We start from the raw sequence: 17790 nt of genomic DNA, 5'->3' as shown, positions 1-17790 counted from the left end.
CGACTGATACGATGTTCGCAGACACGGCCCGTGCCCCCTTCGTCGGTGATTTGTTGTTTAGTCGCTAGAAATCATATGACGGGGCGCGGGCCGTGTTCCGCTATGCGGTTGACAATTTGCGAAAGAAATTATGCGTCACCCTGTCCATCAATTAGTTCGCGCTATTATTCGTCATTAGATGAATGGCGCGAACTGCTAGTCCTTTAGATAGCTGCTGTATTTACGAAGCGCCTTAAGCTCGGCGGTGGAGTGAAATCTAATACACCTAAATAAAATCTGAATATAGCTAAGCGCAGAATATGCCCATGGCTTGGGATTCAGCTCAAAATGAATTACGTGTGCATCCTCGGGATTGATGAAACCAAGTTTCTCATAGCGTGTTAGACAATCTTGGAATAAGTTGTAGCTTTCAGACAAATGAAGTTCTTCCTTTTCCGGCCAGTTTGGATATAGAGCTTGAATAATATCCTGATCGCCAATCCCCTTTGGATATTTGATTAGTTCAGAAGGGTCGCTGGAGATCGCCTGAAGCATCTCCAGCGCTCTCTGGAACTCGAGTTTTGATGGTTCAATAACCATCAAACCAGAATTAAGGTCTGTCCAGTTGGGACGAGTTAGTTTTCCGGCAGCAACAGCCGACATGTGGTGCTCATCAAATAGATGGTCTATATTATTTTGAACCATCATGTCGGAATCTAACAAAATAATTTTTTTAAATTGATCAAAAGATAGGATTCTCAATTTTGAGAAAGTATTATTCCAGCGTTCAAATCCAGCGAGTCGGTTCTTTTTCATTATGATGGTTGGGGGCGTAAGGTTCTCAATATTGAGAACGCGACAACCCGAACCTCTTAATTTTTCGATTGTGTTATTGCTGCAATCACAAGCGAAAACAACAAAGGGATGACTCGTTTTAGTAGCCCGGATGCTGCGATATAGTGCCAATACGCCCTTTGCGTAGTCATCGCCAATCAGAAAAGTGCCGTATACACATTCAGGTTTTCCATTGACTGCCATATAAGCCCTTCTTTTAGCATTGTTATTATTAGAATGATACAGGAATGAGCTTCACTAATTTAGCTGTCTTTTGGTTCATGAGGGGTTATGACATTGATACCTAAAGTTATTCACTATGTTTGGCTTGGCGGCAGAGATTTGTCTGAGGATGCTGTTAGGTGTATTGAATCTTGGCGGAAATATTGTCCTGATTATGAGATTCGCCGCTGGGATGAAACCTCGTTTGATTTACATGCAAACAAATACGTTGAAGAAGCGCTTCATTCAAAGAAATGGGCTTTTGTTAGCGACTATGTGCGTTTGCTTGCCTTAGTTACTTGCGGCGGTATTTATATGGACACCGATGTTGAGGTTCTTTCTTCTCTTGATTGCTTCCTTGATCATCAGGCTTTTTCTGGATTTGAATCAAATAATACTGTCTCAACGGGGATTATGGGTTGCGAAGCCGGTTTCCCGTTATTCCGCGACCTTCTTAAGCAATATGAATCAAGGAGATTTATATTGCCGGACGGTTCATTTGATATGACAACTAACGTTGTCGCCATTACCAACGAATGTGTGCGCCGCGGCCTTGTTTCTAACAATTCATTTCAGGTTGTTGACGGCTTTGCTTTGTACCCGAGTGATTGGTTTTGTCCAAAAAGTCATGAGACTGGCGTTATCACGCTAACCTCTAATTCTCATACGATTCATCATTTTGCAGGCTCATGGCTTGACGACGTTGAACAGGGCTTCCAAGAGCAGCGATTTCAGTTGCTCGAGAAGCATCCTTGGTTGCCGCCGGTTTTAATCAGCATCTACCTAAGATGTAAATATGGTTTTCAAACCGGTGACTTTTCTTATTTAACTTCAAAGACTCGTGTGTTTTGGAAAATGCTAGCGAGAAAATAAATTGTGTGAAGGGATAACGAAGATGAAGAAAGATTTATTAGTTTTTGGTACAAGGCCGGAAGCTATTAAGATGTGTCTTCTTGTCAATGAGCTTAGAGCTCGTAAAAGCGATTTTGATGTATCGGTTGTTGTCACGGGACAGCATAAAGAAATGCTCGACCAAGTTCTGTCTGTTTTCGGGGTTATTGCTGATTATAATTTGTCAATTATGAAACCTGGGCAGACCTTATTTGACATTACCAGTGAGTTTTGCTGGGATTAAAAGATATCCTTGAGCCGCTCGATCCTGACATCGTCTTGGTTCATGGAGATACATCTACATCTTTTGCCGCTGGATTGACGGCATTCTATCTTCATATTCCCGTTGGTCATGTGGAGGCTGGCCTAAGAACGTACAACATCTATAGATGCACTAAAAACAACTGTTGATCAATCATACTCGAATCAATATTTGGATTGGGCAAGTGATTCGAGATTAATTCTTATTACTGCGCATCGAAGGGAAAATCTCGGTGAACCTATGCATAATATGTTTAGAGCAATTAGAAAGGTGATGGAAGAAGTTCCTGATACTAAGGCTATCTATCCAATTCATATGAATCCGACTGTCAGGAAAGCCGCACATAGTGAGCTCGACGGATTTGACAGATTAAAAATCATCGATCCGCTCGATGTCGTTGATTTCCACAATTATATGAACGCGGCGTACCTTATTTTGACAGATTCAGGTGGAATTCAAGAAGAAGCCCCTTCTTTGGGAAAGCCTGTTCTTGTAATGCGCGACACTACGGAGCGACCCGAAGGGCTTGCCGCGGGGACATTAAAGCTTGTTGGCACTAATGAACAGATTATCTATTCAGAGTTCAAAAACTTACTGAACGATGCTGAAGCATATCGCAAAATGAGTCAAGCAAGCAATCCTTATGGCGACGGGACCGCCAGCAAGAAAATCGCCGATATCCTCATGGAGCATTTATGACGTCTTTATCAGTAATTATTCCTTTTTTTAATACGGATAAGTTTTTTTATGAGCGGTGCATAGAATCTGTTTGTCGACCAGATATCAAAAGTATCGATTTGCAGGTCATTGTTGTTGATGACGGCAGCGATGAGGAGCATTCGGTTCTAGCTGGCCAGGTTCCTAAGCGATATGGCCTTGATGCCAAAGTTATTCATAAGTGTAATGGCGGTCAAAATAGTGCACGAGAAGAAGGCCTTAGGCATGCTGAGGCAGACTGTGTTCTGTTTCTTGATTCTGATGACATGGTTGATCTGGAGTCATTGGCCCGTGCTTTGGAGAGAATGCAAAGTACTGAGTGCGATATCATGTTTTTCAACTATGACGTGATAAGTCCTGATGGCGTTGTAGTGTCTGAGATGCCATCTCGCGCATTCAGTTCTTGCGGGACATTATCCAAGGACAAAGCCTTACTTCGGAGCGAAAGCCTTTGGGCACAAATTTATAGTCGACATTTACTTCTTCAGGATGATGTTTCTTTTTCTAATGGGCTTTCAATAGCCGAAGATTTGTCGACGGCAATGGCCCTTGTCTTACGTGCTAAGAAGATCGGGTATGTAGACGATGTTGTATACCATTATGTTAAACATAGGGGTAGTGTTTTATCGTCACCAAACATCGAGTCAATTTTCGATGTCCTTAGGGCTTTCGATTTTGTAATCAAAAGCTCTATTTCCCTTTCGGATGATGAACTTCATGCGTTGGAATACATGGCTATTGTTCACGTGCTTTATTGGGGTGGGATAAGGTCGCTGCAATGCTGCGGATATAATAAATATATTAAGAGGCATTTCTTCGGATGGATGTCTTCTCGTTTTCCAAGATGGCAGAATAATCCTTTCATTACATCGGGTGTTAAGCAGTTCGGTGTGTTTTTCCATCTCATGGTAAAAGGTTTTTGGCGCGTGGGCTCCATAGGCGTTTGGGTTCACTCTCGATTGATTTAATGGGGTTGAAAGTTGCTGGCTTTATCTCGCAGGCAAAACGGTGTTCTTGTCTCATATGTTTATATGATTGGGCAAATTGTAGTTCAACTTGCCTTCGTTCCACTATTGCTCCGTGTTATCGGACAGAGTGAATACGGACTCTATCAGTTGATAGGGTCGGTTATGGCTTATGTTGTTTCAATCAATGGAGTTTTGTCTGCGGGCGTCGGTCGTTTTTATTGCATGTATAAAGCTAATAAGGACGAAGAGAAGATGGAAAACTGCCTTGCAATTGCGAGGCGACTCTATGTTGTTATTTCTGTATTATGCGTTGTTGTAATCTTTGCGCTTGTTTTGTTGGTTAGATTTGTTTATAAGGATGCTTTTACAGCCGCACAGCTCAGTGAGTGTTCACTCATGCTACTCATCATGGGTGCCAACATGATTGTGGTCATGTTTAATACGCTGAGCGTTTGTACCATCACCGCTAACGAGCGCTTCGTGTTTTTAAAAATCTCTCAATTAGCTTGTCTTATTTTGCAGCTTCCCTTGGTTTGCGTTTTTGCACGGTTTTTTGGAAACGCTCTCATGGTGTGCTGCGTTGTGTTTGTTACCAATTCAATTTGCGCTTTGATTCAAGCTGTCTATGAAAAAAGAGTCTTAAAAATTAAGAGCACATATCATGGCTGGGATCCTTCTCTTGCTAAAAGTCTTCTGAGATTTAGCACTTCTATTGTTTTAGTCACTTTGGCAGATCAAATATTTTGGAAATGCGATCAACTGATTATTGGGTATTTCTTCGGGCCTAATCAGGTTGCTGTGTATTCAGTTGGATCCCAGATTTACGGCGCATATATGAGCGTTGGCATTGCGGCCGCCTCTGTTTTTTTGCCTAGAGTGTCGGAAATCGTTCATCACAACCACGACTTTAAGGAACTATCAGATCTTTTCATCAATGTTGGAAGAATTTCATTATTAACATGTTTGGCTATTTTGGGTGCGTTTGTTGTTATGGGCGACGATTTCATCTTGTTGTGGGCCGGTGAGGGCTTTCATAATGCATATATGATTGCAGTTGTAGTAATGCTGCCCTTCACCATTGATATTATCCAGAATCTCGGGTTAACAATTCTTCAGGTGATTAACAAGTACTATTTTCGCGGCGCAATGTATCTGTGCATCGCGATAGCCAATATTTTTCTTACCTTAATACTTGTAAATGTCATCGGAATCGTTGGTGCGGCACTTTCTACAGCTCTATCAATGCTTATCGGCAATGGCTTAATTATGAATTGGTATTATTCAAAGATCGGCCTTGATATTCGCAGGTTTTGGTCTTCGATGCTTCGGATTGTAATTGCTGCATTCGTAGCTATCTTCATATTTTGTTTCATTTATAGCCTTAGAATTGATACCACTATTTCCTTCGGTCAAATCTTTATCTATGCATGCATATATCTTTTGTTGTATTTTGGTTTCGAATGGGTAATAGCCTTAAACAGCGGTGAAAAAAAATTGATCAGGAACTTAATTAAACTATGAATTCGGAGTATTAAATGAGGGAGAAACAACTTGTATCTGTGGTCATGTCTTGCTACAGAGAATCTCCTGAGCAGCTGCAACAGTCAATTTCATCTGTATTGAATCAAACTTACCGTGATCTTGAGCTGATTATCATCCTTGATGATCCCTTGAATTTAGAGCTCGAGCAATTGATTCAACATGCTGCTTCTGATACTCGTGTTTCATTCATAAAAAATGAATTAAATATTGGTTTGGCCGCATCTTTGAACAAGGGTATAGAAAGGTCTCGCGGTGCGTATATTTGTCGTATGGATGCAGATGATGTTTCGGATGAATCTAGGATTGACACACAGCTTGAGTATTTAGTTGCGAATAAGCTTGATCTTGTGGGGTCATATTTAAACGTCATTGATGAAGCATCGCGGCCTTTGTATTCGGTCAGCAATTTACCAATTAAGCCTGAATCAATAAAATGTGCCCTTCGTTTTAACAATTGTGTCCCACATCCGACATGGTTTGGTCGACGCGAGGTATTTATGGGTGGATACCGCATGGTGGCATATGCGGAGGACTATGATTTCATTTTAAGAGCTATCGAGGAAGGATACGCTATTGGAAATGTCCCGGCTCCTCTTTTGAAATATCGGATGACGGAGAAGAGCATTTCTCGTTCAAATTTGTATAAGCAGTATCTTACTCAGGTTGCGTTGACTTCGGCGTTTGCTCGACAGGGTCTGAGGGGGACTGATATTCGCCAAATTCAGGAATATGTCGATTCTCGCTATGACGAAAAAGCCGCTCGCAAGTATGCTGAAGCTAATATGTTATTTAATCGTGCCTTGAATCATGTCCGTCAGAAGAATTATCTTGCCGCAATGCTCGGCTTCGCTCAAATTCCTTTGTGCTCTGCTGCTTATCTTGGCAAAGTTATACGGTTATTCAGGGCTGCAATTTCCTAGTTTTAAATTTGATGACTGTTTTAGACTGTATTTTTAGCATATGATGAAAGTAATTAACTTATAAATTGTCGTTTTTGCGTTAATGAGAGAATGGTGCACGTTTGTCGTCTAGATCGGATGTACTTATTGCAATGCCTGCATATAACGAAGAGGAATGCATTGAGGGTACAGTTAAAGAGCTTCGATCGATAGCTCCAGAATTTGACTTCGTTATTATCAATGATGGCTCTCGTGATAGGACGGGCGAGATTTGTGATTCGTTGGGCTGCAGAGTCATTAATATGCCGATAAACTGTGGTCTTACAGTTGGTTTTCAGACTGCAGCTCGATATGCCGTCGATCACGGCTACGACTATATGATCCAGTTTGATGCTGATGGGCAGCACCGCCCAGAGTATTTATCTTCTCTTGTTGAAAAGGCTGAAGACACTGGCTCGGATATCGTTATCGGTTCTAGATTCCTGACCGTTCGCAAAGACAAATCGATGCGCATGATTGGTTCACGCATGATTACCGTTTTGATTAAGATGATGACCGGTCGTCGCATTAGTGATCCCACATCTGGCTTCAGGCTGTTTAGTCGCCCTGTACTCGAAAGATACTATTACGACAATACTCTTAATCCCGAGCCAGAATCTATTGCATTGTTTTTAAAACAAGGATATTCGGTCTCCGAGGTTCAGGTTTCCATGCGTGAACGACAGGGTGGCGAGAGCTATTTAAATCCAATTAGATCGGCTCAATATATGGTTAGAGTATTTGCTACCCTTCTTATTGTTCATTGGTTTAGGTGATTCATTGTGTCTACGACTTTGCGTGCGCTTCTTATCATTTTTGCTACCCTTGTTTTCACCTTCGTAATTCGGAAGTTGAAAAAATCGCAGATACAGGTCCTTGATTCTTTGTTTTGGCTATTGTTTAGCCTGAGCTTCGTTTTACTTGGCGTATTTCCTGAAATCGCATTATATATTTCTTCTGAGCTTGGTTTTATGTCGGCCTCGAATTTTGTTTTTCTTTACGTTATCGCGGTTCTCGTGATGAGAGATTTTTCTAATTCGCTTCGAATCTCAAAACAGGAGGAACGCATCAATGGTTTGGCGCAGTCGATTGCTCTTGGCAAATCTAATGAATAATTCTTACGCGGGTTATCGAGTGCAATTGGCTTTCTGATAAAGCAACCGAATATTGTCAGCGGTCATTGTGGAGTAATCTCGATCTCATCCTATTTATTGTGCCTGCTTGTGCGTTTCGGTAAATATTGCTTATATTGATTGGTTTTGTTTATGTACGGCTGGTTCTTATTTTTATGTAACGCTTTTGCATTCCTTTGCGTTCTCTATTTTCCCGGAATGTTGCTCGCTTGTGCAGTTCGTTCGAGGATCGACTTTCTTCAGATCGCCATTGCTCCTGCATTGAGCTTCGCCCTGTATTCGACCACGGGGCTAGTACTTTCTATTATGGGCTTCTCAACAAACGCTCTCTTTTTCTTCATCATTAACTTTGCCATTGGTCTGAGTCTATTTGCTATTGCTCGGGTTTTTTTAAAGCAATTAACTGTATCGATCTCAAGACAAGACCTTTCTCTTGCTTTTCTGTACGTATGTGTGGCTTTGGTTCTAACTTCGATTTTCTTTGTCAAAAATATGGATAGCGCCTTTAGCTTCGATCAGGCCCACGACAATGTTACGCATTTGAATTTGATTCACTTTTTTATGGCTTCTGGGGACTATACACAGGTGCCTAATATTTATTCTCTGCTTCCTGAAGGTGTGATGCCGTGTACTGGTTCTAATGGCTCAGGTGGTTTTTATCCCTCCGGTTGGCATATCATTGCGGCCGTTGCCGGCGGGTTGACTTCGCATAGTTCGGCTATCGCTGAAACTTCTTCGTTTGTCGTCTTGATGGCTGTCTGTTTTCCAATTTGCGTTCTTACTTTTATGCGGACTCTATACCCCGATAATGATTCAGTTGTGCGTCTAGGATCATTGTTTACTCTTGCTTTTTCTGCTTTTCCCTGGAAACTGGTCACTTGCAATGGGCCTCTTTTCCCATATGTTATTGCATGCTTTTTCGTTCCGGCTTTGGCTTCTGCGCTAATTACGTTGTCAGACTCTTTCAGAAACGGTAAAAGTGATGTTTCCACCGCTTTCTTGATGTGTATGGGGGTTTTGGGGGTTGCATTTGTTCACCCATCTGCAATCTTTACCTTTGGTGTGTTTGTCTGTCCTTATATTGCGTCTCGGTTATATTTCTCAACCTCCTGTTTCTCAGACAAAAAAAGAAACGGCATTATGGCGATTTTTTGCTTAGGCGTCGTTGCCATATGGGTATTTATGTACAAGCTGCCTTTTATGCAGAACATCGTTGGCTTTTGGTGGTCCGGGGAATGTTCGTTATTCCAAGCGTTTGTTAATTGCTTTGATTTCTCTTTTTCTCTCGGATGTATGGCTCAGCTTCTTATTTCTCTGCTCTTTATCGTAGGGGCCCTTTATTCCTTTAGAGAAAAGCAAAATAGGTGGCTATGTGCGTCGTTTATCGTTGGCGCAATGATTATTATTGTTGCTAAGGGTACCGATTTGTCTTTAAAATCGTTGCTGTCAGGATTTTGGTATACAGACGGTAATCGGGTGGCTGCTATTTGTGTACTTGCATCGATGCCATTGGTAGTTGTGGGCTGTCGTCGCGTACTCGAATTCCTTTATGACCGAATTAAGCACTGCTATTGTTTTGAGTATTGGTCCGCCGGAGCCATCGCTTCAGTGCTCCTTTTAATCGCATCAGTATTGATCTATGCCCCTAATTTTGACATATATGGTCATTTAAATATCACTACTGCTTTTGGTAATACATCGGCTGCGCAGATCGGTAAATACTCACTTACCGCTCCTAATTTTTATTCGGGAGAAGAGCAAGCTTTTGTTAATGAGGTAAAAAAGGTTGTCACTTCAGACGATGTTATTCTTAATAATCCGGAGGACGGCAGCTTCTTTGCAAATTCGGTTTCTGATTTAAATGTCTACTACCGCACGACCCATATTGGCGAAAATAATAATGACACTAGGGACAGCCAATTGGTACGCACTAAGCTGAATCAAATTTCAGTGAATCCTGAAGTTAGACAAGCGGCCCAAAATTTGAGCGCAAAGTATGTTTTGATATTAGGGCAAGGTGGTCGTAGGGATGACGAGCATCCTTATTATATGTACTATCAGGAGAAGCTCTGGAGGGGTATCAATAAGATCACAGATGATACTCCAGGGCTTACGTTAGTACTATCGAAAGGCGATAACCGTCTGTATCGAATAGATGATGTCAATTAGAGAATTATGGTTGGTTGTTAGATGAAGTTTAAACTCGCCAATTTGGTATTTAGCGATTCTGATGTTATGTCTCAGTACCCATCACTGTGCTACAGGGTGCTTGAGGGCCATGCGGTCCCAGTTTCTAATAGTTCTGTCAACATAGTGTCACCTTCAAGAATTGACTTTACGACGTACTTTAATTCTCTTTCTATTTGTAAGTGGCGGAAGTACACAATTGCAAATAGGTTCTATCTCCATTTTGAATATCGTGGTTCTGCCTGTGTCCTTCAACAGACATATGCCAATAGCTTCAGCTGGAGTTCCTCTTTAGTAGACCGCTCGGACGCTGAGCTGTGTTCATCTGATGAGTGGGAGTCCTTTGATTTGGAACTCACGCCAATTGATGGGGAGACGCTCCACTCATTCCGCATCAGCACGGCTGGCCCTGTTAAGATTCGCAACGCATATTATTATTGCGTCTGCGATGGGCATGATGTTCGCTCTGTCGAGCTTGCGCTCGCAAGCACTACATTCAAAAAGGAGGATTACATCCTTCGCAATCTTTCACTTTTACAGAAATATGTAATAGATTCTGACGAGCTGATTTCGAAGCATTTCCATGTACATGTTATTGATAACGGACGATCGCTAGATTGTGCTAGCTTAAATTCTCCGCAGGTCACGATTCACCCCAATCCTAATGTCGGTGGTTCCGGTGGATTTGCTCGCGGCATGATTGAGGCGCTAGAGCAGTCTCCGAAAGCGACGCACGTTTTGCTCATGGATGATGATGTTGAGGTTCTTCCGGAGAGTTTCATTCGAACGTTCAATCTGCTGTCATTGCTTAAAGACGAATATGTTGATGCCTTTTTATCTGGCGCGATGATGAGCCTTGAAGAGCCGGAGCTTCGTACTGAAGATTTGGGATTTTTTACTCAAAAGGGCAATTTTTCTCCTTTGAAACCCGAAGGTCATATGACGTCACTCCATGACATCGTTGAGTCTGAGGTTTTCCAGACACCTTCGGATTTATATGGAGATACGATTCAGCAGTATGCAGGTTGGTGGTACTGCGTGATTCCTGTAACGGCTATTGAAGCCTACGGGCTTCCTCTGCCGTTGTTTGTTCGATCCGATGATGCCGAGTTTGCTCTTCGCTGCAAGCCCAAATTCATGACCATGAATGGAATCTGTGTCTGGCACAATGCGTTTAAGTTCAAATACAGCGCTGCTGTTGAACGATATCAGGTGAGCCGAAATACACTCATCAGTCAAGCGACAACTGGCATTGCACCGATTACTGATTTTCTAAAAGAAATCAGGCGAGAGGTCGAGCTTGATCTCAAGAAATTTAATTATGACGACGCAATGCTTGCTGTTAAAGGACTGGAGGATTTTCTGAGGGGTCCAGAATGGATTTCCCATCCTGTTGCCGAGGCGCGTTTCATGGAGGCAAATAGGGAAAAGGAGACGATGGTTGCTCTGGATCAACTGGCTCCAGAGGCATTAAAGCTCGGCGTCGACCTAAACTCTTTGACTTATTACAATTTGTCCTTGGAAGGCGGCCGAAACAAACTGCAGTCTATTTTTGACTACATCACCATTAATGGTCATCGCTTTGTGAGTGTTTCAGCGAAGCGTAGGGGCAAAGTTGCTGTCATCGATGCTGCGGGATGGGTTTATCCCGCCGGCAAAATCAGGGATGTTGACACGCTTATTGTGGTAGATATGCCTAATAAAAAGGGCGCCATTAGACATATGGACAAGAAGCGATTCAAAGAGGTTTGGACTCGTTTTCGTAAAGCCGAGAAGGAATTCAAGCGTAACAAAGACAAGATCTATGCCGAATACGCTTCGTATAGAGATGTCTTTACTTCGATAGATTTCTGGAAACAGTACTTGAAAGAGGCGTCGGAGTAGTTTTCATGTGAGTGGGTTTCAAAGTGGGACCCACTCATTTTTTTGTATCATATTAATAATTGTGCTTCTTTCATTGTTTGTCGTTGGGAAGGCTAAGCCATGTCCTTGCTTTCTGCTATTAAAAAGATCCTTCCTGGCTCATCCCGATCGTTGCATGCTATGCATGAGGATTTGGACCGCCGTTTTGACGAGGTTTTCGCCCGTATTGAGCAGGCCGATAACGGCATCAATATGAATATCAATTACAAATTCGATACTCGGTTATTTCCAGAAATTGAATTGCTCAAGCAACGCCAACAAAGCCTATCGGAACAGATGACTCTTCGCTTTGAATTGCTGGCTCGGCGTGCATACCCCGATCTCACGCCCTTTGAGCTTCGTTGCAGAATCTTTGATGCGTTACCTGATGCCGAGGGTGATATTCGATTGATGCAGCAGGCAAATGCGGCGTTGATGAGCAAGCTAGACGCGATTTGCGCCGCCAATAATATCCAATACTGGCTTTCTTATGGCTCTCTTGTGGGGACTTTGTCTCGATCGGGGTTTATTCCTTGGGACGACGATATTGATATCTGCATGACTAGGTCCGATGTGGATAAGCTCACTGCCGCCTTAAAAGATGATCCTGATTATCAAATCACTCTTGTATACGACTGGTTTGTAAAGTGCCGTCAAGTTCGCTTTTGTTCAACTAACCCGCTTATTCCTTGTTTCGTAGACATTTCGATTTATGACTGGGCTGCCGAGAATTCTAAGCGCGCGAACGATCAGCTTAGGCAACTCAGAATTGAACTTATGGATTTCTTTGACCAAAATGAGGGTGAGTTTAGTTTTTGGAAAGATAATCCTTGGATGGTCCACCCTGACAGCGGTCTTAGTGTGCAGTGCGGGGATGTTGACTTGGAGGCTCAGAGAGCTGTTATTTCTTCTGCGGATATTGATCTTGTTCAGGGTGTTTTCGATTCGTATAACGAAAAGGCTCATGCACTTGGTTTGTTGACTGATGAGCCTCATGGCGATTTTGCATACGCGATTGATAACGTTTTTAATGCCCCTAAGCGTAAAATAATTTGGGATCGCAACGATATTCTTCCCGTAAGAAAGCATCCGTTTGGCGGTTTCTCTTTTTCGGTTCCTGCGAAAGCGGAAAAGGTCGCTGACGCCTGTTATCCTGGATGGCCTTACATGCCTATGGACATCTGCGGGCATGATCATTTTGCAAAGGATGTTTTGTCCGATCCCGATGTTCGCTCCGCGATGGCAAGGTTTGTTGACGAATGTAATTAGTAGTTACAACGGCTTTGATTAAGGTATTTAAAATGCAGTTTAAACTTGCGAATGTTGTACTTAAAATTGAAAAGCATGCAAAGTATTTTCCTGAACTCTACTATCGCGTGCTCTCCGGCGATGCTTCGTATGATGACAACATTCATTCACTTCATATCAATGGAAACGTTGACTTTCTGACGTATGTAAATGGCCTATCTGCATGTAAATGGCATCAATATGCGTCTGTTGACGGCGTCGTCTTGCATATGGCTTTATTTGGCAGAGGACGGGTTGTCGTTCATGGAGTGAGGTCTGGCGAGCTGAATCCTGTCGAGCTTAAATCGTATCCTTTTGATGGCGATAAACTTGATCCTTGCGTTCTCGATATCGATATCGATACAACCGGCTACGACTTGATCGGTTTTTGGATTGAGAGCGACGAGGGCTATTCCGTTGACCTTTTGAGCGCTTCTTACCTGACGGATGTTCCTGAGGGCTCAATTAACCCGATCAATCTTGCTCTTTCTACTACCACATTTAAGAATGAACGATATATTCTTCCAAACATTGAGCTTGTTAAAACCGGCATCTCTAAAGAGGATGGTCCGATTCGCGACCACTTCCACATGTTTGTCGTCGACAATGGGCAAACGCTAGATGCTGCATCGCTTTCCGATGATCTGGTCACCGTGCTTCCGAACCCCAACACAGGCGGCTCGGGAGGATTCGCACGTGGAATGATGGCGGCTACCGAAACTCCAGGTCAGTTCACCCATATCATCTTGATGGATGACGATGTCTCCATCATGCCCGAGAGTTTGATTCGCACGTTCAACCTTCTTTCTCTTGCTAAGGGCAAATATAAGGATGCCTTTATTAATGGCGCTATGCTCTCAATGGAAGATCCTACTCGCCAGTTCGAGGACGTCTCGTATGTGGCGACTACCGGTGCCTATCGTCGCGTAAAAGGGGATCTGAATGTTGGCAAGTTGTCCGATATTCTCGAAAACGAGCGTACGAGTGTTGAGGTAGATCAGGCTTATGGAGCCTGGTGGTATAGCTGCATTCCGGTGGGTGCTATCGAAAAGAACGGTCTTCCCATGCCTTTCTTTATCCGCTGCGACGACGTTGAGTTTGGCATGCGCAATAAGCCTGTCTATATGACTATGAATTGCATTTGCGTGTGGCACGCAAGCTTTGAGGGGCGTTTCAGGGCTTCGGTGGATTGCTACCAGTACTTCCGCAACTTCTTTGCCATGATTGCTCTTGATGATTGTGCTGATGAGAAGATGTTTGTCCTTCGTATTCAGCGAGGGGTACGTCAGAACTTGCGCGATATGGACTATCAGGCTGCCGAGTTTATTCTCGATGGCTTTGAGGATTATCTGCGTGGCCCTGAGTATCTCCAGAAGCTTGATGGTGCCGTTACGATGATCGGTAAGGGTAAGTTAAACGAAAAGCTGATTCCTGTTTCCCAAATGGATCCAGAGCTTCTTCGTAATGCTGGGGTTACGGAGCAAGTGCTCGCTAATGTTAATCTGGAATTCCGTCCTTCAAAGTTTATGAAGTATTGGAGATCTATTCCTTACGACAAGCACTATCTTCCCGATGCGCTGTTGCGCGGAAAGCCCGGCTATGTAGTTAAGAATGGCAGCTGTACGCTTGAGGGCAACTCGACGCGTTGCAAGACGCTGGTCTTTCTTGATCCGACCCGCGAGAAAGGATCGGTTCGCACGATGGACCGAGCGCGGTTCAAGAGTATTCGCCGTCGAGAGCACGAACTGATGGCGCGCTATCGCAAAGAAGGCAAGAGCGTCAGGAGGACATGGAAAGATGCCATGCCGTACATGGCTTCTCGAGAGTTCTGGGAAGAGTACTTGGGTCTTAAATAAGATGAGGTCCGGATTAAGTCCGGACCTCATCTTATTTTGAATAGGTTTTATAGGCTTGTAGCTCCCATTGCTTTCTTTCGACCTTCGCAACCGAGTCGAGGATAAGCCCCGTTGCCAGACTAAGACCGCATAGGAACATGAACGAGACGGCGAGCATTGCGGTGGGGAAGCGGGGGACTAATCCGGTCTGGAAGTACTCTGCGACGATTGGTATACCGAGGGCGAGCCCTATGATGGCAAAGATGAGCGCGATAAGGCTAAAGAACTTGAGCGGACGATAGTCTTTAAAGAGCGTTCCGATCATTGCGATGACTTTGATGCCGTCGCTGACCGTATTGAGTTTGGATTCAGAGCCCTCAGGCCGATCTCGATAGTCTACCGGCACGTCTTGAATGCGCCAGCGGTGATCGACGGCGTGGATGGAGAGCTCGGTTTCGATCTGGAAGCCCTCGCTCAATACGGGGAAGGTCTTGACGAAGGGCTTGCTCATGGCTCGGTAGCCGGTCATCACGTCGTCAAAGCTGTAGCCGTAAATCCATTTGATCATGGCACGAACAAGGTTGTTGCCAAAGCCGTGAAAGGCTCGTTTATTCTCCTCGGCATAGGTGCCGTTTGATAGGCGATCGCCAACGGTCATATCTGCTTCGCCGTTAAGGATGGGATTGCAGAGTGACTTGGCAGCTTCGGCGGGGTATGTATCGTCGCCGTCGACCATTAAGTAGCACTCGGCATCGATATCGCGGAACATTTGACGGCACACGTTACCTTTGCCCTGCCTGGGCTCGTGGCGCACCTTAGCCCCGTGCTGCTTGGCGATATGCGAAGTGTCATCGGAAGAGTTGTTGTCGTAAACATAGACAACTGCGCCGGGCAGCTCTCGATGAAAATCGTCGACAACTTTGCCAATCGTCAGCGCTTCGTTGTAGCAGGGAATTATGACGGCGGTATTCGAATAGTCCATGTAGGACCTCCTTTAATGACTCATCTGGTCGAAAGTATACCTATCGCCTGCCCCTTTGATTAGATATGGGTTAGTTCTCCAGATTTGTTGCGGTGGGTTATCGTCAACGTGGGAGGGCTATACTTTCTAAAGTTATGTTTTACGAGACAAGGAGATGGTCCGTGGCTGACAATGTAGAGAGTCAGAAAGCGGCGGCTAAACCGGCCTCTCACGCTAAAAATGATTTTGAAAAGGACAAGTTCATTCTTAAGCAGCTTGTCACCAAAGATTTTAAAATCAAATATCGTCGCAGTGTTCTGGGTGTGGCGTGGTCCGTGCTTAACCCGCTGCTGATGATGGTTGTTATGTCGATTGTGTTCTCGACAATCTTCGCGCAGGGTCGCAATGGTTCTATTACGCCCGAAATGTATCCGCTTTACTTGATTGTCGGTAACGTGACTTTCTCTGTCATGTCCGAGTCGACGAACCAAGCGCTTATGTCCATCATTTGGGCTTCCTCGCTGCTTAAGAAGGTCAAGGTGCACCGTTGGGTCTTTCCGGTGCAGAAGGTGCTGTTCTCGCTCGTTAACTTCGCCTTCTCTTTGGTTGCCGTCGCCTTGGTTATGCTTTGGTTCCACGTGCTTCCCACCTGGCATTTAATTCTGCTGCCGGTTTGCTTGCTCCTGCTTATGTGTTTCTGCATGGGCTTGGGCATGATGCTGTCTGCGCTGGCAGTCTTTTTCCGCGATGTTATGCACCTGTGGACCGTTGTTATTACAGCCTGGATGTATCTGACGCCGATTTTCTGGACGACCGACTTCATTAGCCAGATGGCACATTGGATTCAGGTGCTCGTGGTTGTCAATCCCATGTACAACTACCTCCAGTTTATGCGCGATATTTTCCTGTTTAACACCATGCCCTCTGCGCTTACCTTTGGGCTGTGTGTTGTTTGGGCTGTTATTGCTCTTGCTATTGGCTACACCGTGTTTCATAAGACTGAGCACAAGTTTATTCTCTACATTTAAGGAGTGCTGTTCATGACTGAATCTGCTATTGATTACAGCAAGCAGCCCCTTGCTGTTGAGGTTAAAGACGTCACCATGATTTTTAATATGGCGTCCGAGTCGCTTACAAACCTCAAGGAGTACTTTATTAAGCTCGCAAAGCACGAGCTGTTCTTTGAGGAATTCCGTGCGCTTAAGCACATTTCGTTTGATGTGCATCGCGGCGAGGTCGTTGGCCTTGTTGGCACTAACGGTTCCGGCAAGTCTACGATGCTCAAGATTATCGCTGGCGTTTTGGAGCCCAGCGAGGGCGAGGTTAAGGTCCATGGCAATATTGCACCGCTGATTGAGCTCGGTGCCGGCTTTGACCCGGAGCTTACCGCACGTGAGAATATCTATCTGAACGGTGCGCTGCTTGGCTATACCAAGGAGTTTATTGACGCTAGTTTTGACGAGATCATTGAGTTCGCCGAGCTTAAAGACTTCGTTGACATGCCGCTGAAGAACTTCTCTTCGGGTATGGTTGCGCGCATTGCCTTTGCTATCGCCACGATTACCGAGCCCGATATCCTCATCGTCGATGAGACGCTTTCTGTTGGCGATGTCTTTTTCCAGCAGAAGTGCGAGCGCCGCATTCAGCACTTTATCGAGAGTGGCGACGTTACGGTCTTGTTCGTTTCTCACTCTATGGAGCAGGTTGAGCGCATTTGCCAGCGTGCTGTATGGATCGAGAAAGGCGATCTACGCATGGATGGTCCCGTGGACGAGGTCTGCAAGGCGTACCACGACCAGTTCAAGTAGGTTATAATTTATTAGCCGTGTGAACTTGTACCCGCTTGGACACGCGGCTTTTATGCTCCATTAGCTCAGTTGGATAGAGCAGGGGACTTCTAATCCCAAGGTCGACGGTTCGAATCCGCCATGGAGCACCAGAGAGTTTTTGAAGACCCGGTTATTGTGCCGGGTCTTTGCTTTTTGGGCACGTGGGCATGCAGTGCTCCCTCAAAAATAACAGAGGCTTCGGTAGTTTGTGTGACAAGGGGCTAGCCTAGGCAGCAACGCTCTTCGCTCCCTTCACGCCCTTCTTCCTCGCCTTCACCGGGCGACCCGGGAGCTGGGGCTGGC

At 44.6% G+C, this 17790-nt stretch carries 15 protein-coding genes, 1 tRNA gene and 1 pseudogene; 15 read left to right on the top strand and 2 right to left on the bottom strand.

All coding sequences use genetic code 11. The features are described 5' to 3' along the window. Positions 1–195 precede the first annotated feature (195 nt). The gene (locus ACTQW0_RS08215; RefSeq protein ID WP_441567724.1) at positions 196–1017 is read right to left on the bottom strand and encodes a glycosyltransferase; all 822 of its coding nucleotides are present in this window, start codon (positions 1015–1017) and stop codon (positions 196–198) included. A 93-nt stretch (positions 1018–1110) separates the two neighbouring features. Between ACTQW0_RS08215 and ACTQW0_RS08210 the strand changes: the two genes are divergently transcribed. The 12 genes and pseudogenes from ACTQW0_RS08210 to ACTQW0_RS08155 all read left to right on the top strand — a co-directional run bounded on the left by ACTQW0_RS08210 (position 1111) and on the right by ACTQW0_RS08155 (position 14718). Next, the gene (locus ACTQW0_RS08210) at positions 1111–1908 is read left to right on the top strand and encodes a glycosyltransferase family 32 protein (protein WP_441567722.1); all 798 of its coding nucleotides are present in this window, start codon (positions 1111–1113) and stop codon (positions 1906–1908) included. A gap of 22 nt (positions 1909–1930) precedes the next feature. Next, complete coding sequence (locus ACTQW0_RS08205; protein WP_441567720.1) at positions 1931–2170, top strand: hypothetical protein; 240 nt, start codon at positions 1931–1933, stop codon at positions 2168–2170. After that, positions 2158–2887, top strand: a pseudogene (gene wecB, locus ACTQW0_RS08200) (non-hydrolyzing UDP-N-acetylglucosamine 2-epimerase). The gene ACTQW0_RS08205 and the pseudogene wecB overlap by 13 nt, the downstream one beginning before the upstream one ends. Continuing rightward, the gene (locus ACTQW0_RS08195) at positions 2884–3873 is read left to right on the top strand and encodes a glycosyltransferase family 2 protein (protein WP_441567718.1); all 990 of its coding nucleotides are present in this window, start codon (positions 2884–2886) and stop codon (positions 3871–3873) included. Before wecB ends, ACTQW0_RS08195 begins: the two are co-directional and overlap by 4 nt. 63 nt (positions 3874–3936) lie before the next feature. Next, the gene (locus tag ACTQW0_RS08190; protein ID WP_441567726.1) at positions 3937–5394 is read left to right on the top strand and encodes an oligosaccharide flippase family protein; all 1458 of its coding nucleotides are present in this window, start codon (positions 3937–3939) and stop codon (positions 5392–5394) included. A gap of 14 nt (positions 5395–5408) precedes the next feature. Then, a complete protein-coding gene (locus ACTQW0_RS08185; protein WP_441567716.1) occupies positions 5409–6335 on the top strand; it encodes a glycosyltransferase in 927 nt (308 codons plus the stop codon). A gap of 101 nt (positions 6336–6436) precedes the next feature. After that, positions 6437–7129 (top strand): glycosyltransferase family 2 protein, encoded by a 693-nt coding sequence (locus ACTQW0_RS08180; RefSeq protein WP_441567714.1) that lies wholly within the window; start codon positions 6437–6439, stop codon positions 7127–7129. A 6-nt stretch (positions 7130–7135) separates the two neighbouring features. Then, on the top strand, positions 7136–7468 hold the full coding sequence (locus ACTQW0_RS08175) for a DUF2304 family protein (RefSeq protein WP_441567712.1): 333 nt from the start codon (positions 7136–7138) through the stop codon (positions 7466–7468). A 150-nt stretch (positions 7469–7618) separates the two neighbouring features. Next, positions 7619–9655 (top strand): DUF6541 family protein, encoded by a 2037-nt coding sequence (locus ACTQW0_RS08170; RefSeq protein WP_441567710.1) that lies wholly within the window; start codon positions 7619–7621, stop codon positions 9653–9655. Positions 9656–9676: 21 nt separating this feature from the next. Beyond that, positions 9677–11557, top strand: a complete 1881-nt coding sequence (locus tag ACTQW0_RS08165; protein ID WP_441567708.1) for a glycosyltransferase family 2 protein — start codon at positions 9677–9679, stop codon at positions 11555–11557. A gap of 99 nt (positions 11558–11656) precedes the next feature. Beyond that, on the top strand, positions 11657–12844 hold the full coding sequence (locus ACTQW0_RS08160) for a LicD family protein (protein ID WP_441567706.1): 1188 nt from the start codon (positions 11657–11659) through the stop codon (positions 12842–12844). 32 nt (positions 12845–12876) lie between these two features. Beyond that, positions 12877–14718: a hypothetical protein gene (locus ACTQW0_RS08155; protein WP_441567704.1), complete on the top strand. Its 1842-nt coding sequence runs from the start codon at positions 12877–12879 to the stop codon at positions 14716–14718. A gap of 31 nt (positions 14719–14749) precedes the next feature. On the opposite strand, the gene ACTQW0_RS08150 is transcribed toward ACTQW0_RS08155, so the two are convergent. Then, positions 14750–15679 (bottom strand): glycosyltransferase family 2 protein, encoded by a 930-nt coding sequence (locus tag ACTQW0_RS08150; protein ID WP_441567702.1) that lies wholly within the window; start codon positions 15677–15679, stop codon positions 14750–14752. Between the two features lie 161 nt (positions 15680–15840). Between ACTQW0_RS08150 and ACTQW0_RS08145 the strand changes: the two genes are divergently transcribed. The 3 genes from ACTQW0_RS08145 (at position 15841) to ACTQW0_RS08135 (ending at position 17597) form a co-directional block, all read left to right on the top strand. Beyond that, on the top strand, positions 15841–16686 hold the full coding sequence (locus ACTQW0_RS08145; protein WP_441567700.1) for an ABC transporter permease: 846 nt from the start codon (positions 15841–15843) through the stop codon (positions 16684–16686). Between the two features lie 12 nt (positions 16687–16698). Continuing rightward, positions 16699–17466: an ABC transporter ATP-binding protein gene (locus tag ACTQW0_RS08140; protein WP_117776189.1), complete on the top strand. Its 768-nt coding sequence runs from the start codon at positions 16699–16701 to the stop codon at positions 17464–17466. A gap of 54 nt (positions 17467–17520) precedes the next feature. Further along, positions 17521–17597 (top strand) — tRNA-Arg (locus ACTQW0_RS08135). Positions 17598–17790 lie beyond the last annotated feature (193 nt).

The sequence above is a fragment of the Collinsella sp. LCP19S3_B7 genome (genome assembly GCF_052121795.1).
GTDB lineage: Bacteria > Actinomycetota > Coriobacteriia > Coriobacteriales > Coriobacteriaceae > Collinsella.
This window is presented reverse-complemented; position numbering and strand designations above follow the sequence as displayed.